This is a genomic window from Denitratisoma oestradiolicum (assembly GCF_902813185.1).
Taxonomy (GTDB): Bacteria; Pseudomonadota; Gammaproteobacteria; order Burkholderiales; family Rhodocyclaceae; genus Denitratisoma; species Denitratisoma oestradiolicum.
Map to the genome: position 1 here is coordinate 2,032,618 of NZ_LR778301.1, position 15,037 is coordinate 2,047,654.

The following is a 15,037-nucleotide window of genomic DNA, read 5'->3' on the forward strand; positions in this document are numbered from 1 at the left end:
TCTGTTTTCCCGACAGCATCAATCCTCCAGATCAAGTCAGACGCCAATCTCGACTCGCGCCCACTTCATCACCGTTCCTTGATCCGTCTCCACAGGGCGAGCCACGAGCAGGATAGGGCCCTGCGCTACCAAACTCGCTGCCAACCGGCTATTCACTGCGTCCGCCCATCCGCCATGAAGTCCGAGTTGTTTCTCGCACTCCGCTTCCTCGATCAGGTGGCACACCTCGTCAAGAGAAATCTCGGTCAGCGAAATATTCGCGGTCAGCGACGCCAGCATTCCAATGTCGAACTGGTCGGTCAGCAGGTAACGAGGCGCTTTGTTCATGCCGGCACCTCTATCTCGGCCTCTTGTTCAACTCCGGCCATGAATCGCTCCAGCCTGCTCAACGTGGTGAGCATGTCCGCGATGTAATGCGCCTGGCGTCGATATTGAGCGGCTTCCGCCTCGACCTCCTTGACCAGATCGTTGTCCCATCCCGACGTATGCCGGAGCAGGTCGTTCATGTTGTAGCAGTAGACCTGAGCATCCCTTCTGGCGCTTTTGTTGCGCTTGCGGATGTAGTCCCTGACCATGACGCGGCCATCCTTTTTCGTGTCTTCCCATTTGATGAAATACCATTCGAGGGCCAGGGCATTGCCTCGCTGACGCACCCGGAATTGAAGCGTGTTTTTGTCCTTCCACTTCTTCCCCCTGTTGGCATCCACGACTTCTTGCAGGTAGCGATTACCAAGGTCTTTGGCATTCTCGAAAATTTCTTTCAGCAACGCTTCCAGCAGCGTGCGAGCTTCTCCAATCTGGCCTTCCATACGTAGTTCTCTCCACATCTTAAAGATCAGGCTTCGTCGCCCACCAAATCCTTTTGCAGCTCGCCTCCGCGATGGAAGCCAACTGCCCGTCCCTCATTACCGACAAATCACCCTGCTCAAGCCCCTGAATCCTGTCTGAACGCCAAACCGGACCGAATCAGGAGCCTTTTCTCGCAGTCGTAGCCATGCCATGAATAGGCATTGCCTTCTCGCTAGGCCAGGCCGGTGATGTTTCCCTCTGTCGATAAGGATTCAAGAGCCGCATCGTATTCACCGCCCCGCTTCTCGTGCACCCGAAATGCGTCCTTTTCGGGCGCATTTCGGCATCCAATATCGGCCTCATGCCAATAGGATCAGGTGCTCTGGCGGTGCGCGCAACGTTAACAATCGCTTCAAATTGCGTTGCAACCTTGCAGATTTTCTGCGGTGTCACTGCCGGCCATCTCGACCCGATCCTGGGTGTCGCGAATCACTGAAGTGCTACTGGAGACAATCCGCAATGAATGTTCTTGGAATCGATATTGGCTACTCCAACCTCAAGCTGGCCTATGGCGAACAAGGCGGCGAACCCAAGGTTTTGCTGCGTCCCGCTGGCGCGGCGCCGGCCGACCGGCTTGGAGAAAAAATCGGTGGCGGCGAAAACGAAGACTTTCTGCGCGTACTGGTGAACGGCTCGCCGTTCGTCGCCGGGCTGTCCCCCGATCGCGCCGAGCTTTGGAGCCGGGAGCTGCACGAAGATTACCCATCCACCGACTCGTATCGCGCCCTCTTCCATGCCGGTCTGTTGCTCTCGGAGCTCGACCAGATCGACCTCGTCGTGACAGGATTGCCGGTCAATCAGTACCTCAACCCCGAGTTGCGCGAACGCTTGTCCGGGCAAATGCAGGGCGAACACCAAATCACTCCGCGCAGGAAGATCACTATCACGAAGGTCAAGGTCGTTCCGCAGCCGGTGGGGGGATTCGTCGACTACGTCTGGAGCCTGCCGGATGCCGCGGAAATAGAAGACAGCCGGGTCCTGGTGCTCGACCCCGGCTTCTTTTCCGTCGACTGGGTTTTGATCAGCAACGGCGAGTTGCGGCGCCAGTCCTGTGGCACCAGCCTGGAGGCGTCATCGGTGATCCTCGACGAGGCCGCTCGGCTGATTGCGGAAGATTTCGGCGGCAACGTCGGCAGGGAGCGCATCGAACACACGCTTCGCAATGGGCATGCCCAGGTGCGGCTATTTGGCGAGCGGATCGATGTCGCCCCCTATCTCAAGAAGGCTGCCGACAAGGTCGGCCCCATCGTGACTACCCGGCTGCGTGAATCCTTGCGGAAAGAGAACACCAGTGCGGACATGGTGCTGCTGGTCGGCGGCGGCGCCGGATTTTTTGAATCGGCGGTCAAGGATGCTTTTCCGCAGTTGAAGGTAACGACGTCAGAAGCGCCGGTGTTTGCCAATGCGCGGGGATTTTGGCGCATGGGAGCATGATGTGTCAGCGCTCCGGATCGTCGTAAAGATTCCCGCCGGCACCTACCCGGAACTGTGTGCCGACTTGTCTCAGGTCAGCCCGCGCGAGCGGGCGGAGCGCATGCGCCTGCTGGCGATGATCGGGCTGATGAATCTCACCGAGACCGGACAACGAACACCCCATGCCGGGGTGAACAGCACGCCGGTGCATGGTCAGTCGCCACCTCCGCAACGGCATTCAGCCGCATCGAGGCTCATCAAGAAATTGAGCGCCGGACTTCAAGATTGACGAGCAGTCCTTCTGACAGCCACCATCCATGCCGGAACGCCGCAGCGATCAACGTCGTCGGCTGAGCGCACAAAAAGGGCATGATCGGGCGTGCGACTCATTGGGTTCGTAGATGAATCCGGCTTGGCAATGAGGACAACGCTGCCAGACCACAATTTTTGCCCGCACATCCCGAATGGCATACCAGGCTGCGTTGATGTCGAGATCGCCACTCCCGACCCGGTCGTGCATTTTCCAGGCCCGCAGCAGCATCGACGCCGTGACGGACTTTCCATCGCCGTCGTCGAGCCGGTTATAGAGCGCGACAAAGCTCGATAGATTGGCCACCGACATCACGTCGCTGATGAAGGATCGAACGGAGTCGGGCAGCTTCCCATTTGGCGGACTCTCCGTGTGAAGCTGCCGCCAGCGCAACCGCAGAGGCTTCGAGTGGATATCCGTCAGGTAGTGAATGATCGGCACCCTGAGCTTCAGGCGGATCAGTTCATAGGCGACCCGGCTGTTTTCCAGCTCTTCAGGGGAAAGTAGGGCCGCCATGGCCATTACCTACCAGGGTCGCCTGAGCATAGGTACTTTTCGCATCCCGTGGCATAAGGAGCAGCCTGTTCAAGGCTGGATCGGTCAGCCTGAGCGTGTAGAGCGAAACGCCCACCTCCTCGGCCAGTTCCTCGATTTCATCCATATCGAGCGAGGCAATCCGCTCGATAGCTGACCGGGGAAGTCCGGTCATGATTTCCGCTGCCTTCCCATCCTGCGCCAGTTGGCGCGTAAGTAGCAGGAATTGCCGGTTGATCTTCCGTATGTCGCGTCGCACCATAAGACAAAAGTAATAAAGTTGACAATCAGTACGCATAGTATATTACACTTATCGAACCAATAACAACATAACGCATAAATTATGTCCGACACCGAAGCGATGACCGCATCGAGGAACAATCCCGTTGCCGAGATTCTGGAAGCGTTGATGACCAAGCATCGACTGAATCAGACGGCGCTGGCGCAACGCTCTGGGGTTTCCCAGCCCGCCATCAACCGGATACTCAGGGAACGCACCAAAGCCAAACACCCGCGCAAGGAGACGCTCCAGAAAATTGCAGCGGCCCTTGGGGTGACTCCGGGCCAATTGACGGGCGAGGAACCCATCGCGATCCGAACGTTCGCAAAAGGAATGGTCCCATTTGTTCAATGGGAAAACCTCACGGGATCACCTCTCAGCGGCGAACCCATTCAGCACAGCTCACTCGTGATCTGCCCGGTCGAACACGGCGACCTGACATTTGCCCTCCCCGTCGTTGGCGAGGCGATGACAGGAGAAGATGGCTACCGGGAAGGCGACATCATTTTCATCGACCCCGGCGCTCATCATGGGCACGGCAAGGATGTCGTCGTCGTCAAGGGCCAATCCGCCTTTTTCCGCCGCATGGTGATTACGCCGGAAGGTCAATTCCTCAAAGCACTGAACCCAAGTTGGCCAACTCCGATCATCCCATTGACGAACGATGCCATTGTTTGCGGCACCATTGTGTTCTCTGGGCGAGTTCGATAGCCATTACCGCGAGAATCCGCACAATGTAATTCTTATTACACTTGACGAGGCGATGAACGCATTGCGCTTTGGACAAAAAAAGCTATTTGCATTCTGAGGCTGGAAACCAGGTATCAACGGCACCCTGGAACTGAGCCGTTTTGTGCAAGACAGGGTTGCCTGACACCGAAACCCGACGGCCCGTTACGTGCAATATAGGGTTGGGCGATGAAAGGCCAATGACGGCAATGCAGTGTTTACCTTCACTGGCGGGCCTGAAATGACGATGCCTTGAGCGGCGGCTTACTGAGTCTACCCGCCGTTCCAGCAGGTAGAATTGGGGTCAGGTGGCGGTCCGGGCTCGGCCAGCGGTCGCTCAGCCTTCGAAAACCTGGCTGCCTCTATGGCAGCACTACTTCCCGCCCACCATCTGTACCCAAGATTCTTCGCGCGATCTGCTTGCGGCTGCCACCCCCACCATGCACGCAAGCCCAGCAGGGTAAGGAGGATCACGGCATAGATCACTGGCTGCGTTGTGTCAGCCTTAACCATCCACCGGTAGTGCAGCACGGCGACGACTCCTATCAGGTAGACCGTGCGATGTAGGGCTTGCCAACGCCAGCCACCTAGACGGCGCACCATGGCGTTGGTCGATGTCGCCCCCAGCGACACCAGCAGCGTGAAAGCGCACATACCGGCGGTGATGAAGGGACGTTTGACGATGTCCTTCAGAATCGCGTCCCAGTCGAAGAACTGGTCAAACCAGAGGTAGGTGGTGAGATGCAGACAAGCGTAGAAGAAGCAGAACAAACCCAGCATACGGCGCAGCCGCGGCAGCCACGACCATCCCGTCAGCCGCCGCAGCGGCGTGATCGTCAGTGTAACTAGCAAGAAGTTCAGCGCCCAGATACCCATACCGCGCGTGACGGCTTCTATCGGGTTGGCCCCAAGCATGTCGCGCATGAAGCCTACAACATACCCGACCAGCGGCAACAGACTGACCACTAAGAGGGTTGCTTTCGCCCATGCAATACGGCGATCCATCAGAAGTTCTTCCGCAGATCCATGCCGGCATAGAGCTGGCTGACCTGGTCGGCATAGCCATTGAACAGGCGCGTCTTCCGCTTGAGGAATTCCCCCAGCCGCCGTTCTGTCGCCTGGCTCCAGCGCCGGTGGTCCACTTCTGGATTGACGTTGGAATAGAAACCGTATTCCTGCGGCCCGGCCTTCATCCACGCAGTGCGCGGTTCCTGATCGGTGAAACGGACGAGCACGATGGACTTCGCGCTCTTGAAACCGTATTTCCACGGCACGACTATGCGTATCGGCGCGCCGTTCTGGTTAGGTAGCACAGCACCGTAAAGGCCTACGCAGGCGATTGCGAGAGGGTGGTTGGCCTCATCGAGACGCAGCCCCTCGACGTAGGGGAAGTCGATCAGCCTTTGGCGCACACCCGGCATCGCCTCGGGCTGGACGTCGGTGTAGAACTCAACGTACTTTGCGCTGCTCAGCGGCTCTACCTGCTTGAGCAGTACCGACAGCGGGAAGCCGACCCAGGGGATAACCATGCTCCAGCCCTCTACGCAGCGCAGACGGTAGATGCGCTCTTCCAGCGGAGCCAACCGCATGATGTCCTCGATGGCCAGGATCTTGGGCTTGCGCACGAGGCCATCCAGGGTCACCGCCCAGGGCGTCGTGCGCATCTTGCCTGCAATGGGCGCGGGGTCTTCCTTTCCACTTCCAAATTCGTAGTAATTGTTGTAGCTGGTGACGTGTTGGTTTGGCGTGAGCGACTCATTGGTCGAGAAGCTGCTCTTGCTCGCAACTGCGAGACTCGTGGCTACCGGCGCCGCTTGAGCTGCGGGCAGCAGCAGTCCGGCAGTGGCGCCTGCGGCAAGACGAAGGAACTCACGCCGCTGCTCGAATATCTTCTGTGGGGTAATTTCAGAAGGTAAGACATCTGCGGGAAACTTGATCAACATGGCTAGTCTTTCTTAGATTCGTACCGAAAGTGCTAACGCACAAGGCGACACGATCCGGTACTTACAGCCTGCAAAACCCGGCCACTATGGCGATCCTGCACGAAAGCAGCAACACCGAGTTGTGCGACCTGCCAGCCAGGATCGATGCTTAATTCCCTTTTCTCGTTAATCCGACCTCCCGGCATTGGCAATGGCCCAACCAGTGTCCGCACGACGTGATCGTGGTGCAGGGTCGTGCCTTGGTTCTCGCCAGCGCTCACCGTCGAGACAATCTGGTTTTCGGTAACGGCGAGAACCAGTTCTAGTCCTTCTGCACTCGCCGGCGCGGTAGCCTCGGTGCTGATGGTCAGTAGGCCTGGGCGCGACAGCGAGGCACTGATTGTGATACGGACCGCAGCCGTCTGGGCGTTGATGCGGCGAATCTCCGCCGCAATACCACCGTGCCAATCCCGCACCTCACTGCCGGAAACGAAAAAGTGCGGCGTGAAGACGCCGCGGTGGCCATTCCACCCGACAAGTCGCGACTGCCGACCAGCAAATGCCTGCTGCGCAAAGATGTCCTTCCATCCGATGTAGTCCCAGTAGGGCACATGCAGCGCCAGAGGGACGATCGAACCGGGTCGATTACGCGCGCCGGCGGCCTCGCGCAGCCACGCATCTGCGGGCGGACAGCTTGAGCATCCTTCCGACGTGTAGAGTTCAATGAGCGCCGCCGTCTGCGCTCCACTGGATGCGCTACAGGTCTGCGCGTCTGCTGCGCCAACCACAAACTGAAGCGCTACGGCGGCAAGCAACGCGGCATGCCGGCGATAGAGTCTTACCACCGCAACAAGCGACGCCCAACCGATGCGCCGACACCGACGGGGACGAGAATGCCCAGCAAATACCAAGTGCCAATAAACGGGGCTTCCATTTCCGGGCAATGCAGGCAATAAACCAATGCGCCGACTGCACCGGAAAACAACCCGGCGGCAGCACCGGCGAGGCGCAGTTGTGTCGGCGCGAGGCCTTGAACCGCCCAAAATGTCGTAACGAAAACAGGTACCGACAACATCGTGATTAGGGTCGGGCAGACCATCCACGTCTGGCCTAGGAGCAGACTCAGCCGTTCACCAGGATCGGCATTTATCAGGATGAAGGTAATCAACACCCAGATGGCAATAACCGGCAGGCTGATCCCTACAGGAACAAGTCCGAGCCTGGCTCCCGGCCGCGAAAGGCGCACCATGGCGAGAAAGCCAGCTATGGCAAGGAATCCGGAGAATCCTACTTTCATCCAGAACTTCGGCAAGGCAAGTGCGGGGAGCAAGTCCGGGCGCAAGCCAAGAGTGACGAGCATCAGCAGGATCGAGGCGGGTAATCCCCAAAAGATTGCAGTGGAGAAACGACGCTTCGCTTCGTAAGGCTCAACGGCACCCACCCCAGTTGCCAGCATGGTCACAAGATCATCGGTTCTCATGCGCCATCCTTTATCTTTGCTGCGAGTGTTCGCAGCCCCCGGTGCACGCCTACCTTGACTGCCGATTCCGACATACCGGTTTTTTGAGCAGTTGCCGCTATCGACAGCCCCTCTAGCTTTGTGTGGATGATAGGCAGGCGTTGCCGTTCTGGCAGTTGGTCGAGCAGTTTGCCCAGATCGCGCCTTACTTCAGCAGCTTCGTTGTCTGCCGAGGAAAATAAATCGCCCACGTCGTCGAGCGAATCAGTCAGCGAATCGCGATGCTTACGCCGACGCAGCAGATCGACCAGCTTGTACTTCGCGATCGCATGGACCCATGAAGTCAGTGGCTGATTTGCATCGTAAGTATGGCGTTGGTTATGCACGGCCAAAAGAGATTCCTGTACAAGATCCTCAACTTCATTAGACAGATGGGCGAGACGCTTCCTCAGGAAGGCTCGCAAATGAGCGCTGAGCTCCTTTAGAAACGCATGGTAGGCATGTGCGTCCCCAGCCAAGCCACGGACCAGAAGACTCTGTAGCCGCTCCTCGCTTTCGCTCAATCGCCCTTCATTGCTAATTCGCTGCATCGACACCCCTGGTTACACCAGCAAATAATAAAACTCTCACCCTTTGGCCGATAGCTAAATATATTTGTTCAGCGCTGTAACTACTGACCGACTTGCTGCGAATTAGAACATCGACCGCAACAATTCACGTGCCACTCCGGTCCATGGTAAGCGGTTGAGGTATCCACGAAGGGATTGAATCACATGCATTCGCGTGTCCGCCGCGTATCACGGGCGCTTTCAGGGAAGGCACAGCTTCATCTGATCCGTTGGTATGCATTGTGGAAGCCTTCGATTACCGGCATCTACGTCATTCAATCATTCCATCATTCACAAAGGAGTTCTCCATGAGCAGGATCACCGTAGCCATTCTGTCCCTCGGACTTGTATTGGCCAGTACTGCAAGCTTTGCAGAAGACACCATGAAGAAGGATGCCATGGCCAAGGACTCCATGATGAAGGAGGACATGGGCAAGAATGGGAAGAAGAATGGCATGAAGAAGGAGGCCATGAGCAAGGATCACATGGCAAAGGACATGAAGAAGGACGCCATGAAGAAAGATGCCATGGCCAAGGATGGCATGGCCAAAGACGAAATGAAGAAGTAATCGGTTGCGGCGTGAAATGAAATCCGTCAGGAGGCCGTCTGGCCTCCGACTGATTCTTGCGCAAATAACCGCTTGATCTCCATGCTCGCCACAACGATATAAATCTATATGCCTTCGTTGAATGAGTGACTTTGGTTACAGCCTCGAAAAAAATAAATCCATTATGCAATTTTCGTTGCCTTGATTTATATCAACTTTGCGGCGTGTTTTTTGGTTCAATTTACCGGCCATCCGCATTAGCAACTTTTAATTTTTTCCGAAAGGGAGTTTAGACATGAGCAAGATCACTACCGCGATTCTCTCGATAAGTCTCCTTCTGGCGGGAGGCAGTGCCCTGGCGCAACAAGCCGCCATGGAACAGAAGCCCATGATGGACCAGAAGATGGCCATGCCAGGACCGGTGGACCGCACCAAGATTCTGGCTGCGCCAGGGGTCTTCGGGAACTTCTCCACCTACAAGGTTCGCCCTGACTACTACAAATTGTCCGCTGCCGAGCGCAAAGGTGCTGCCGATGAGGTCATGGCCGTCGTCGACAAGCACAAGGACAAGGTCATTGTCGACGCCTACCTGACCCGCGGCTTCAAGGCACAAAGCGACTACTTCCTGCGCGTCCATGCCTATGATATGGCCGCCACTCAGGCTTTCCTGATTGACTTTCGTGCCACCCGTTTCGGGATGTACTCCGATGTCACCGAGAACCTGGTCGGCATGACGAAACCTCTGAATTACATCAGCAAGGACAAGTCTCCTGAACTCAACGCCGGTCTAAGCTCGGCCACCTACATGGGCGATGCGCCACGCTACGCTTTCATGATTCCCGTGAAGAAGAACGCGGAATGGTGGAATCTCAGCGATGCCCAGCGCCTCAAGGAAATGGAAACCCACACGATTCCAACCTTGGGTAACCTGGTTAATGTGAAGCGCAAGCTCTACCACTCGACGGGTCTCGATGACACCGACTTCATCACCTACTTTGAGACCGCCGACCTCGGCGCTTTCAATAACCTGCTGCTGGCGCTGGCCAAGGTGCCCGAGAACAAGTACCACGTCCGCTGGGGCAACCCCACCGTGATGGGCACCATCCAGACGTTCGAGAACGTCGTCAAGACTTTGTCCATGGGCCATTGACACTCCCTCGGTCCGGCCGCCGACCGGAACGTCGGCACGGTGGCCGGATGCTTTTCATCCAAGGGACTTATGTAATTCATTCGGGGAAACATCATGACAATCAGTCGCCGCCAGTTCATCAAGGGCAGCCTGTCCGTTGCCGCTGCCGCCGGACTGCCGTTCTCACTGAATCGTCCGGCCCTCGCGGCACTCGTCGAGCGCAAGGATAGGCCGTGGGAAGACGGCTATCGCAACCTATTCAAGGGTGAGCGCAAGGTGCGCACCATCAACATGCCGAACTGCACCGGATCATGCGCCTGGAACGTGATCGTCAAGGACGGCATCGTATTGCGCGTCGAGCAACCGCTGGACTATCCTGACGACGAATACAACCCACGCGGCTGTATGAAGGGCGCGACCTACCATCGGCGTGTCTATTCCCCGAACCGCGTCAAGTTCCCCATGAAGCGCATCGGCCCGCGTGGCGCCGGCCAGTGGCAACGCATCTCCTGGGACGAGGCGCTGGATTTCATCGCCAGCGAGATCAAACGCATCGCCGCGAAATATGGCCAGAACACGATCTGGGTCTACCCGCCTGTACCGGCCACAGGCATCGTCAAGCAAGGTGCCGGCTTCCGCTTCGCCTCGGTAAACGGCTTTGGTATCGGCACTTTCTACAACTGGTATGGAGACCTGCCGCTAGCGCATCCGATCACCTGGAACGTGCAAACCGAGGAACACGAGTTTAAGGATCTACTCAACACCAAGTACGCCATCATCTGGGGATCGGACATGTTGCAGACGCGCATGCCTGACGCCCACTTCTTTACCGACATACGCGCCAAGGGCGTCAAGCTCGTATATATCGCGCCATACTTCGATCCGACCGCAAGCGCGGTGGACGAATGGGTGCGTGTCCGACCGGGCACGGACGGCGCCCTAGCGCTCGGCATGTGCCATGTCGTGGTCAAGCGCGGCCTGACGGACGACAATCATCTGCTCAAGACCACTAGCGGCCCCCTACTGGTGCGCAACGACAACCAGAAGTACCTTAAGGCGACGGATGTCTTGGCCGACGGCGACGCCAAGGCCTTCATGATCTGGGACAAGGCCGCCGGCAAGGCCATGCCTGACACCTATTTCAGCGACAAGCCGGCGCTGACCGGCACCTTCGATGTCACCCTCAAGGATGGCAAGAAGGTCGGCTGCTCCACTGCCCACACGCTACTGCTGAAGAAGCTCGAAGACTACGATCCGAAAACCGTGTCGGAAATCACCGGCGTGCCGGCTGATGTCATCGAGCGCATTGCGGTCGAATACGCTTCCGCCAAGCCTGCCAGCATCTGGGCCGGTACCGGTATCAACCACTGGTACCACGGTGACCTCATCGGCCGCGCGACCATCGAACTAGCCTGCCTGACCGGCAATGTTGGTGTCAACGGCGGTGGCGTCAGTCCCTGGGCCGGGCAGTATCTGATGCGTCTCAATCCAACGGATTACTTCTTTCCAAAGAAGGAAGGTGGCAAACCGGATGATCGTTATCGCGCCGTGCCGCTCGATACCGCTTATGTGGTCAATGGCCCGACTGAAACCATGGCCAACAAGGACAAGCTGTGGCGGCAGATCCGCTGCATCTGGGCGGCCGGCGGTAACCTTCTCGGCGAAGCCTCCGACCAGAGCAACCTGACGCGCAAGGTGTTGCCGCAGATCGAATTGATCGTTTCACCGGAAATCGAGATGAGCACCACGGCGCAATTGGCCGACATCGTGCTACCGGTGGTGAGTTGGTTCGAACTGCCCTACGACATTGCCACCACGCCGTCGCATCCGTATATCCAACTGGCCGAAGGCTCCATCGAGCCGATGTTTGAGGCGAAAACCGATATCGAGATTTACTACGAGATGTGTAAGCGCCTCGGTACTGGCGACATCTTCAAGTTCAACCGGCCCGAGCCCGCCATCGAACTCCTGCTCGAAACCGGCGGACCGCAGGTCAAAGGCATTACCTTCGAGCGCCTGAAGAAGGAACGTTGTATCAAGGTTAATTTGCCCAGCTCACCGTACGCCTCATTCACCGAGGAAATCCAGGGCAAGAAGAAGTTCAAGACGGCATCGGGTCGCCAGGAACTCTACAAGGACGAAGACCGCTTCATCCAGTACGGTGAGCAACTACCGGTGCACAAAGAACCCCACGTCGCCACGCCTTATGGACCTTCCAAGGTGTGGAGCGAAGCCAAGAAAGAACGCAATCCTTTGTACGAAAAGTATCCGATGGTCTATCACGCTCGTCACACCCGCTGGAGCGTGCATTCGTCATGGCGCACCACCGAGGAGGTTCTAAAGCTCGACGATATCGGTCAGCCGTTGCTGGAACTCAATCCGGTCGATGCCGCCAAGCGCGGAATCGTTGCCGGAGATTGGGCAACGGCCTACAACGAGCACGGCTTCGTCAAGGCCAAGGTCAAACTGCGTGAATCGGTGCCGCCGGGCGCGGTGCTGATCTATTTCGGCTGGCAGCGCGACCAGATTCGCGAGGGCCACTGGAACGCGTTGACGCACAACGACATCAACCCCATCCACGAAATCTACTTCATTCCCAACGTCTGGGGGCCGGTCTCCGGCCACTTCGACAAGTTGTGTGAAGTCAAGAAATCGTAAGCAAGGAGAGCCGCCATGTCAGAAAAGCTTTGGCAAAAATACTACGGGCAGCCCAACCCGCTCTACGGCAACCGCGTGCAGTTCGGCATGCTGCTTGACCTCAACAAATGCATTGGCTGCCATACCTGCTCCATGTCGTGCAAGCAGACTTGGACCAACGGCCCCGGCCAGGAAAACATGTTCTGGAACAGCGTCGCCACGCAGCCTTACGGTAAGTATCCGCGCAAGAACGGCAGCAAGAATCCAGCCGATTGGGACTATCGTTTTTCCAACTTGTACCAGGATACGCCCAAGGGCAAATTCCCCAAGCTCTGGCAGTTCTACTTGCCTCGCCCCTGCAACCACTGCTCCAATCCGGCCTGCTTGCCTGCCTGCCCGACACGCTCGATCTACAAGACCGAAGATGGCATCGTGCTCATCGACCAGGACAAGTGCGAAGGCTTCCAGTACTGCGTCAAGGCTTGCCCCTACGACAAGATCTACTACAACGCGGTGACGAAGAAATCGCAGAAGTGCATGTTCTGCTTCCCGCTCCTGGAAAAGGGACAGGAACCGCAGTGCGTGAAGACCTGCGTCGGCAAGATCCGTATCTTCGGCAACCTGATGGACCCCGAGAGCACGATCTCGAAAATGATCCGCGATCCGTCCCTGGGGGTTAAACCCTACGATCCGGAGGTGAACCTGAAGGCGACCCACCGCGTCATCAATCCCATTCAAAGCCGTCAGTACCGGCCCGACTTCGGCACCATTCCATCGGTCTGGTACGTGCCGCCGAAGAATGTCCCGCCCGCAGAAGTCGAAAAGTATTTCGGCCTTGCCATGGGTGGGCTGATCGACGAGCCTCACCATGTCGAGGCGCCGGTCAAGATGAAGGACATCTAACAGGGATATGGTAGCCATGAATGCACTGACTCAAGCAGAACTCGACGCCGCTGCGATGGGCGATCTGACCAGTCACCCCTGTTCGGTAGCGCTGGCGCGGGCACGCCTCTATCACTTCCTGGAACTGGCGTTGGCGCATCCCGGCGAGGATGGATTCGACTACTTTCGCCAGGAGTCTACCGAGCAGGAGTATCTAGACATCTACGCCGGTTTGCTGGAACAGGACGCGGAGCTTTCGGCAACAGGACTGGCAGCGGCCAGCGCCTTTTTCGCGCGACTGAAAGAACTGTCCTTCCAGGACGTCGAGGCCGCCCATATCGCCTTGTTCTCGGCGAATTATCCGCGCCTGCCATGTCCGCCGTATGGTTCGCTATATACCGCGCCCGATAGTGAAAAACGCTTGGCGGCAATGCTTGAGATCAAAGAGTTCTACCAGCAAAACGGCGTCGACATCGCCGACACCTTCGACGATCTGCCCGATCATCTATGTGTCGAACTGGAGTTTTCCCATTTGCTGTGCTTCAGGGAAAACGCAGCCGTCACCAACGACGACGCCGACATTTTCGCTGGGGTACAGCATGTGCAAGCGGAGTTCCTTGACAAGTTTCTGCTGCCGCTCGGCAACAGTCTCGCCGATCACGCCGCCGCCGCAATGCCCGACAATTTGTACGCTGATTTGCTCGCGACACTGCGATGCTTCCTTCTCCAGCATCGTCGGGAACTTGGTACTAGCGTCGAATCTTCATCACAAGATCAGGAGATCCAGTCATGAAAACCATCTCTGTACTGTCGCTCGTCGCCAGCGTAACAGCGGCATTGACCGGTCCGTCAGCTGCTGCGGACACGAAAGGGGGCCCGATGAAGGTCGTGGCGATGGCCAACATGTGGGGCGAAACCCCGACACCTCATTTCAAAGTTACAGGAAAGCCCGTTTCCGCCGCGCGCGGTCAAGATGTCTTCATGGATCATTGTGCGATCTGTCACGGACTCTATGGCAAAGGGGATGGGCCACGGTCGGCATTTTTCCAGGCTGGGGTGCAGTACATAGCCGATCTTTCAAATGCGGACACGATCAAAGGACGGGACGAGCAGTTGCGGGAGAGCGTCCGCGAAGGTTTGCGACGCTTTCCGGAGCCAGCCTATGTCATGCCCCAGTTCAAGTACATCCTTTCCGAGGAAGAAATCCGCAGCGCTCTTGCTTACGTAAAGACCTTGCCCAGCAAGTCGACAAAGCATTAGTTAGAACTCTCGGATACAGTTGTTCTGTAGTAACTTCTCAAACCAATTCGAATATTGGAATGGATATGGAATCAAGAATATTTTCGGTAACAGAATATATTCGTCCATTTGACGGCGAACCAATTCGTTCAGTGGTACTGGAAACGAAAGACTCATCTGTTGTTGTTTGGCATACCCATCCTGGGCAAGAAGTAGCCTCTCATGTTCACCCGCACGGCCAAGATACTTGGACAGTTATCTCTGGTGAGGCTGAGTATTACCAAGGTGGAGGCATAGTCGCTCATCTAAAGGCTGGAGATATTGCCATAGCAAAACCTGGGCAAGTGCATGGCGCTTTAAATACTGGCCCAGTACCGTTTGTATTTGTCTCAGTGGTTGCACCTGGCAACGCGGGTTTTGCGTTAGCTGAAAAATAGTCTTTCTCAAATGTGTGCCCAAGAGAGTTAACGAATAAGGTTAGATCGTGCGCAGCCACGA

At 56.9% G+C, this 15,037-nt stretch carries 19 protein-coding genes; 10 read left to right on the forward strand and 9 right to left on the reverse strand.

The annotated features are described in order from the left end of the window. Positions 1-36: 36 nt before the first annotated feature. The gene (locus DENOEST_RS09315) at positions 37-327 is read right to left on the reverse strand and encodes a hypothetical protein (RefSeq protein WP_145769125.1); all 291 of its coding nucleotides are present in this window, start codon (positions 325-327) and stop codon (positions 37-39) included. Further along, complete coding sequence (mobI, locus tag DENOEST_RS09320) at positions 324-809, reverse strand: conjugative transfer protein MobI(A/C) (protein ID WP_145769126.1); 486 nt, start codon at positions 807-809, stop codon at positions 324-326. Before mobI ends, DENOEST_RS09315 begins: the two co-directional genes overlap by 4 nt. Positions 810-1,308: 499 nt before the next feature. Between mobI and DENOEST_RS09325 the strand changes: the two genes are divergently transcribed. Then, positions 1,309-2,283 (forward strand): ParM/StbA family protein, encoded by a 975-nt coding sequence (locus DENOEST_RS09325; protein WP_145769127.1) that lies wholly within the window; start codon positions 1,309-1,311, stop codon positions 2,281-2,283. Between the two features lies 1 nt (position 2,284). Next, positions 2,285-2,551 (forward strand): hypothetical protein, encoded by a 267-nt coding sequence (locus tag DENOEST_RS09330; RefSeq protein ID WP_145769128.1) that lies wholly within the window; start codon positions 2,285-2,287, stop codon positions 2,549-2,551. Between the two features lie 48 nt (positions 2,552-2,599). Here the strand turns inward: DENOEST_RS09330 and DENOEST_RS09335 are convergent, their stop codons facing one another. Both DENOEST_RS09335 and DENOEST_RS09340 read right to left on the reverse strand, forming a co-directional pair. Continuing rightward, positions 2,600-3,088, reverse strand: a complete 489-nt coding sequence (locus tag DENOEST_RS09335) for a FlhC family transcriptional regulator (RefSeq protein WP_170228069.1) — start codon at positions 3,086-3,088, stop codon at positions 2,600-2,602. Further along, entirely contained in the window at positions 3,066-3,281 is a 216-nt protein-coding gene (locus DENOEST_RS09340; RefSeq protein WP_145769130.1) for a hypothetical protein, read from the reverse strand. The genes DENOEST_RS09335 and DENOEST_RS09340 overlap by 23 nt, the downstream gene beginning before the upstream one ends. A 168-nt stretch (positions 3,282-3,449) precedes the next feature. Here DENOEST_RS09340 and DENOEST_RS09345 point away from each other — a divergent pair, with 168 nt between their 5' ends. Continuing rightward, positions 3,450-4,097 carry a LexA family protein gene (locus DENOEST_RS09345; protein WP_145769131.1) on the forward strand — a complete coding sequence of 216 codons (648 nt, stop codon included), beginning with the start codon at positions 3,450-3,452 and terminating at the stop codon, positions 4,095-4,097. Between the two features lie 291 nt (positions 4,098-4,388). Here the strand turns inward: DENOEST_RS09345 and DENOEST_RS09350 are convergent, their stop codons facing one another. The 5 genes from DENOEST_RS09350 to DENOEST_RS09370 are packed head-to-tail and all read right to left on the reverse strand — an operon-like array spanning position 4,389 to position 8,086. Further along, positions 4,389-5,120, reverse strand: coding sequence for a protein-methionine-sulfoxide reductase heme-binding subunit MsrQ (locus tag DENOEST_RS09350; RefSeq protein ID WP_145769132.1), 732 nt, complete (start codon positions 5,118-5,120; stop codon positions 4,389-4,391). After that, positions 5,120-6,058, reverse strand: a complete 939-nt coding sequence (gene msrP, locus DENOEST_RS09355) for a protein-methionine-sulfoxide reductase catalytic subunit MsrP (RefSeq protein ID WP_145769133.1) — start codon at positions 6,056-6,058, stop codon at positions 5,120-5,122. The genes DENOEST_RS09350 and msrP overlap by 1 nt, the downstream gene beginning before the upstream one ends. A gap of 32 nt (positions 6,059-6,090) precedes the next feature. Further along, positions 6,091-6,852: a DUF1223 domain-containing protein gene (locus tag DENOEST_RS09360; protein ID WP_170228070.1), complete on the reverse strand. Its 762-nt coding sequence runs from the start codon at positions 6,850-6,852 to the stop codon at positions 6,091-6,093. 23 nt (positions 6,853-6,875) lie between these two features. After that, the gene (locus tag DENOEST_RS09365) at positions 6,876-7,517 is read right to left on the reverse strand and encodes a DUF1109 domain-containing protein (protein ID WP_145769135.1); all 642 of its coding nucleotides are present in this window, start codon (positions 7,515-7,517) and stop codon (positions 6,876-6,878) included. Beyond that, positions 7,514-8,086 carry a sigma-70 family RNA polymerase sigma factor gene (locus DENOEST_RS09370; RefSeq protein ID WP_145769136.1) on the reverse strand — a complete coding sequence of 191 codons (573 nt, stop codon included), beginning with the start codon at positions 8,084-8,086 and terminating at the stop codon, positions 7,514-7,516. The genes DENOEST_RS09365 and DENOEST_RS09370 overlap by 4 nt, the downstream gene beginning before the upstream one ends. Before the next feature lie 326 nt (positions 8,087-8,412). Here DENOEST_RS09370 and DENOEST_RS09375 point away from each other — a divergent pair, with 326 nt between their 5' ends. The 7 genes from DENOEST_RS09375 to DENOEST_RS09405 all read left to right on the forward strand — a co-directional run bounded on the left by DENOEST_RS09375 (position 8,413) and on the right by DENOEST_RS09405 (position 14,976). Beyond that, complete coding sequence (locus DENOEST_RS09375; protein ID WP_145769137.1) at positions 8,413-8,673, forward strand: pentapeptide MXKDX repeat protein; 261 nt, start codon at positions 8,413-8,415, stop codon at positions 8,671-8,673. Between the two features lie 274 nt (positions 8,674-8,947). Next, the gene (locus DENOEST_RS09380) at positions 8,948-9,802 is read left to right on the forward strand and encodes a chlorite dismutase family protein (RefSeq protein ID WP_145769138.1); all 855 of its coding nucleotides are present in this window, start codon (positions 8,948-8,950) and stop codon (positions 9,800-9,802) included. A 93-nt stretch (positions 9,803-9,895) separates the two neighbouring features. Next, on the forward strand, positions 9,896-12,439 hold the full coding sequence (locus tag DENOEST_RS09385) for a molybdopterin-dependent oxidoreductase (protein WP_145769139.1): 2,544 nt from the start codon (positions 9,896-9,898) through the stop codon (positions 12,437-12,439). A gap of 15 nt (positions 12,440-12,454) precedes the next feature. Continuing rightward, positions 12,455-13,321, forward strand: coding sequence for a 4Fe-4S dicluster domain-containing protein (locus DENOEST_RS09390; RefSeq protein ID WP_145769140.1), 867 nt, complete (start codon positions 12,455-12,457; stop codon positions 13,319-13,321). Positions 13,322-13,337: 16 nt separating this feature from the next. After that, complete coding sequence (locus DENOEST_RS09395; RefSeq protein WP_197970567.1) at positions 13,338-14,093, forward strand: TorD/DmsD family molecular chaperone; 756 nt, start codon at positions 13,338-13,340, stop codon at positions 14,091-14,093. After that, the gene (locus tag DENOEST_RS09400) at positions 14,090-14,560 is read left to right on the forward strand and encodes a c-type cytochrome (RefSeq protein ID WP_145769142.1); all 471 of its coding nucleotides are present in this window, start codon (positions 14,090-14,092) and stop codon (positions 14,558-14,560) included. The genes DENOEST_RS09395 and DENOEST_RS09400 overlap by 4 nt, the downstream gene beginning before the upstream one ends. 59 nt (positions 14,561-14,619) lie before the next feature. After that, positions 14,620-14,976: a cupin domain-containing protein gene (locus tag DENOEST_RS09405; protein ID WP_145769143.1), complete on the forward strand. Its 357-nt coding sequence runs from the start codon at positions 14,620-14,622 to the stop codon at positions 14,974-14,976. Positions 14,977-15,037: the final 61 nt, after the last annotated feature.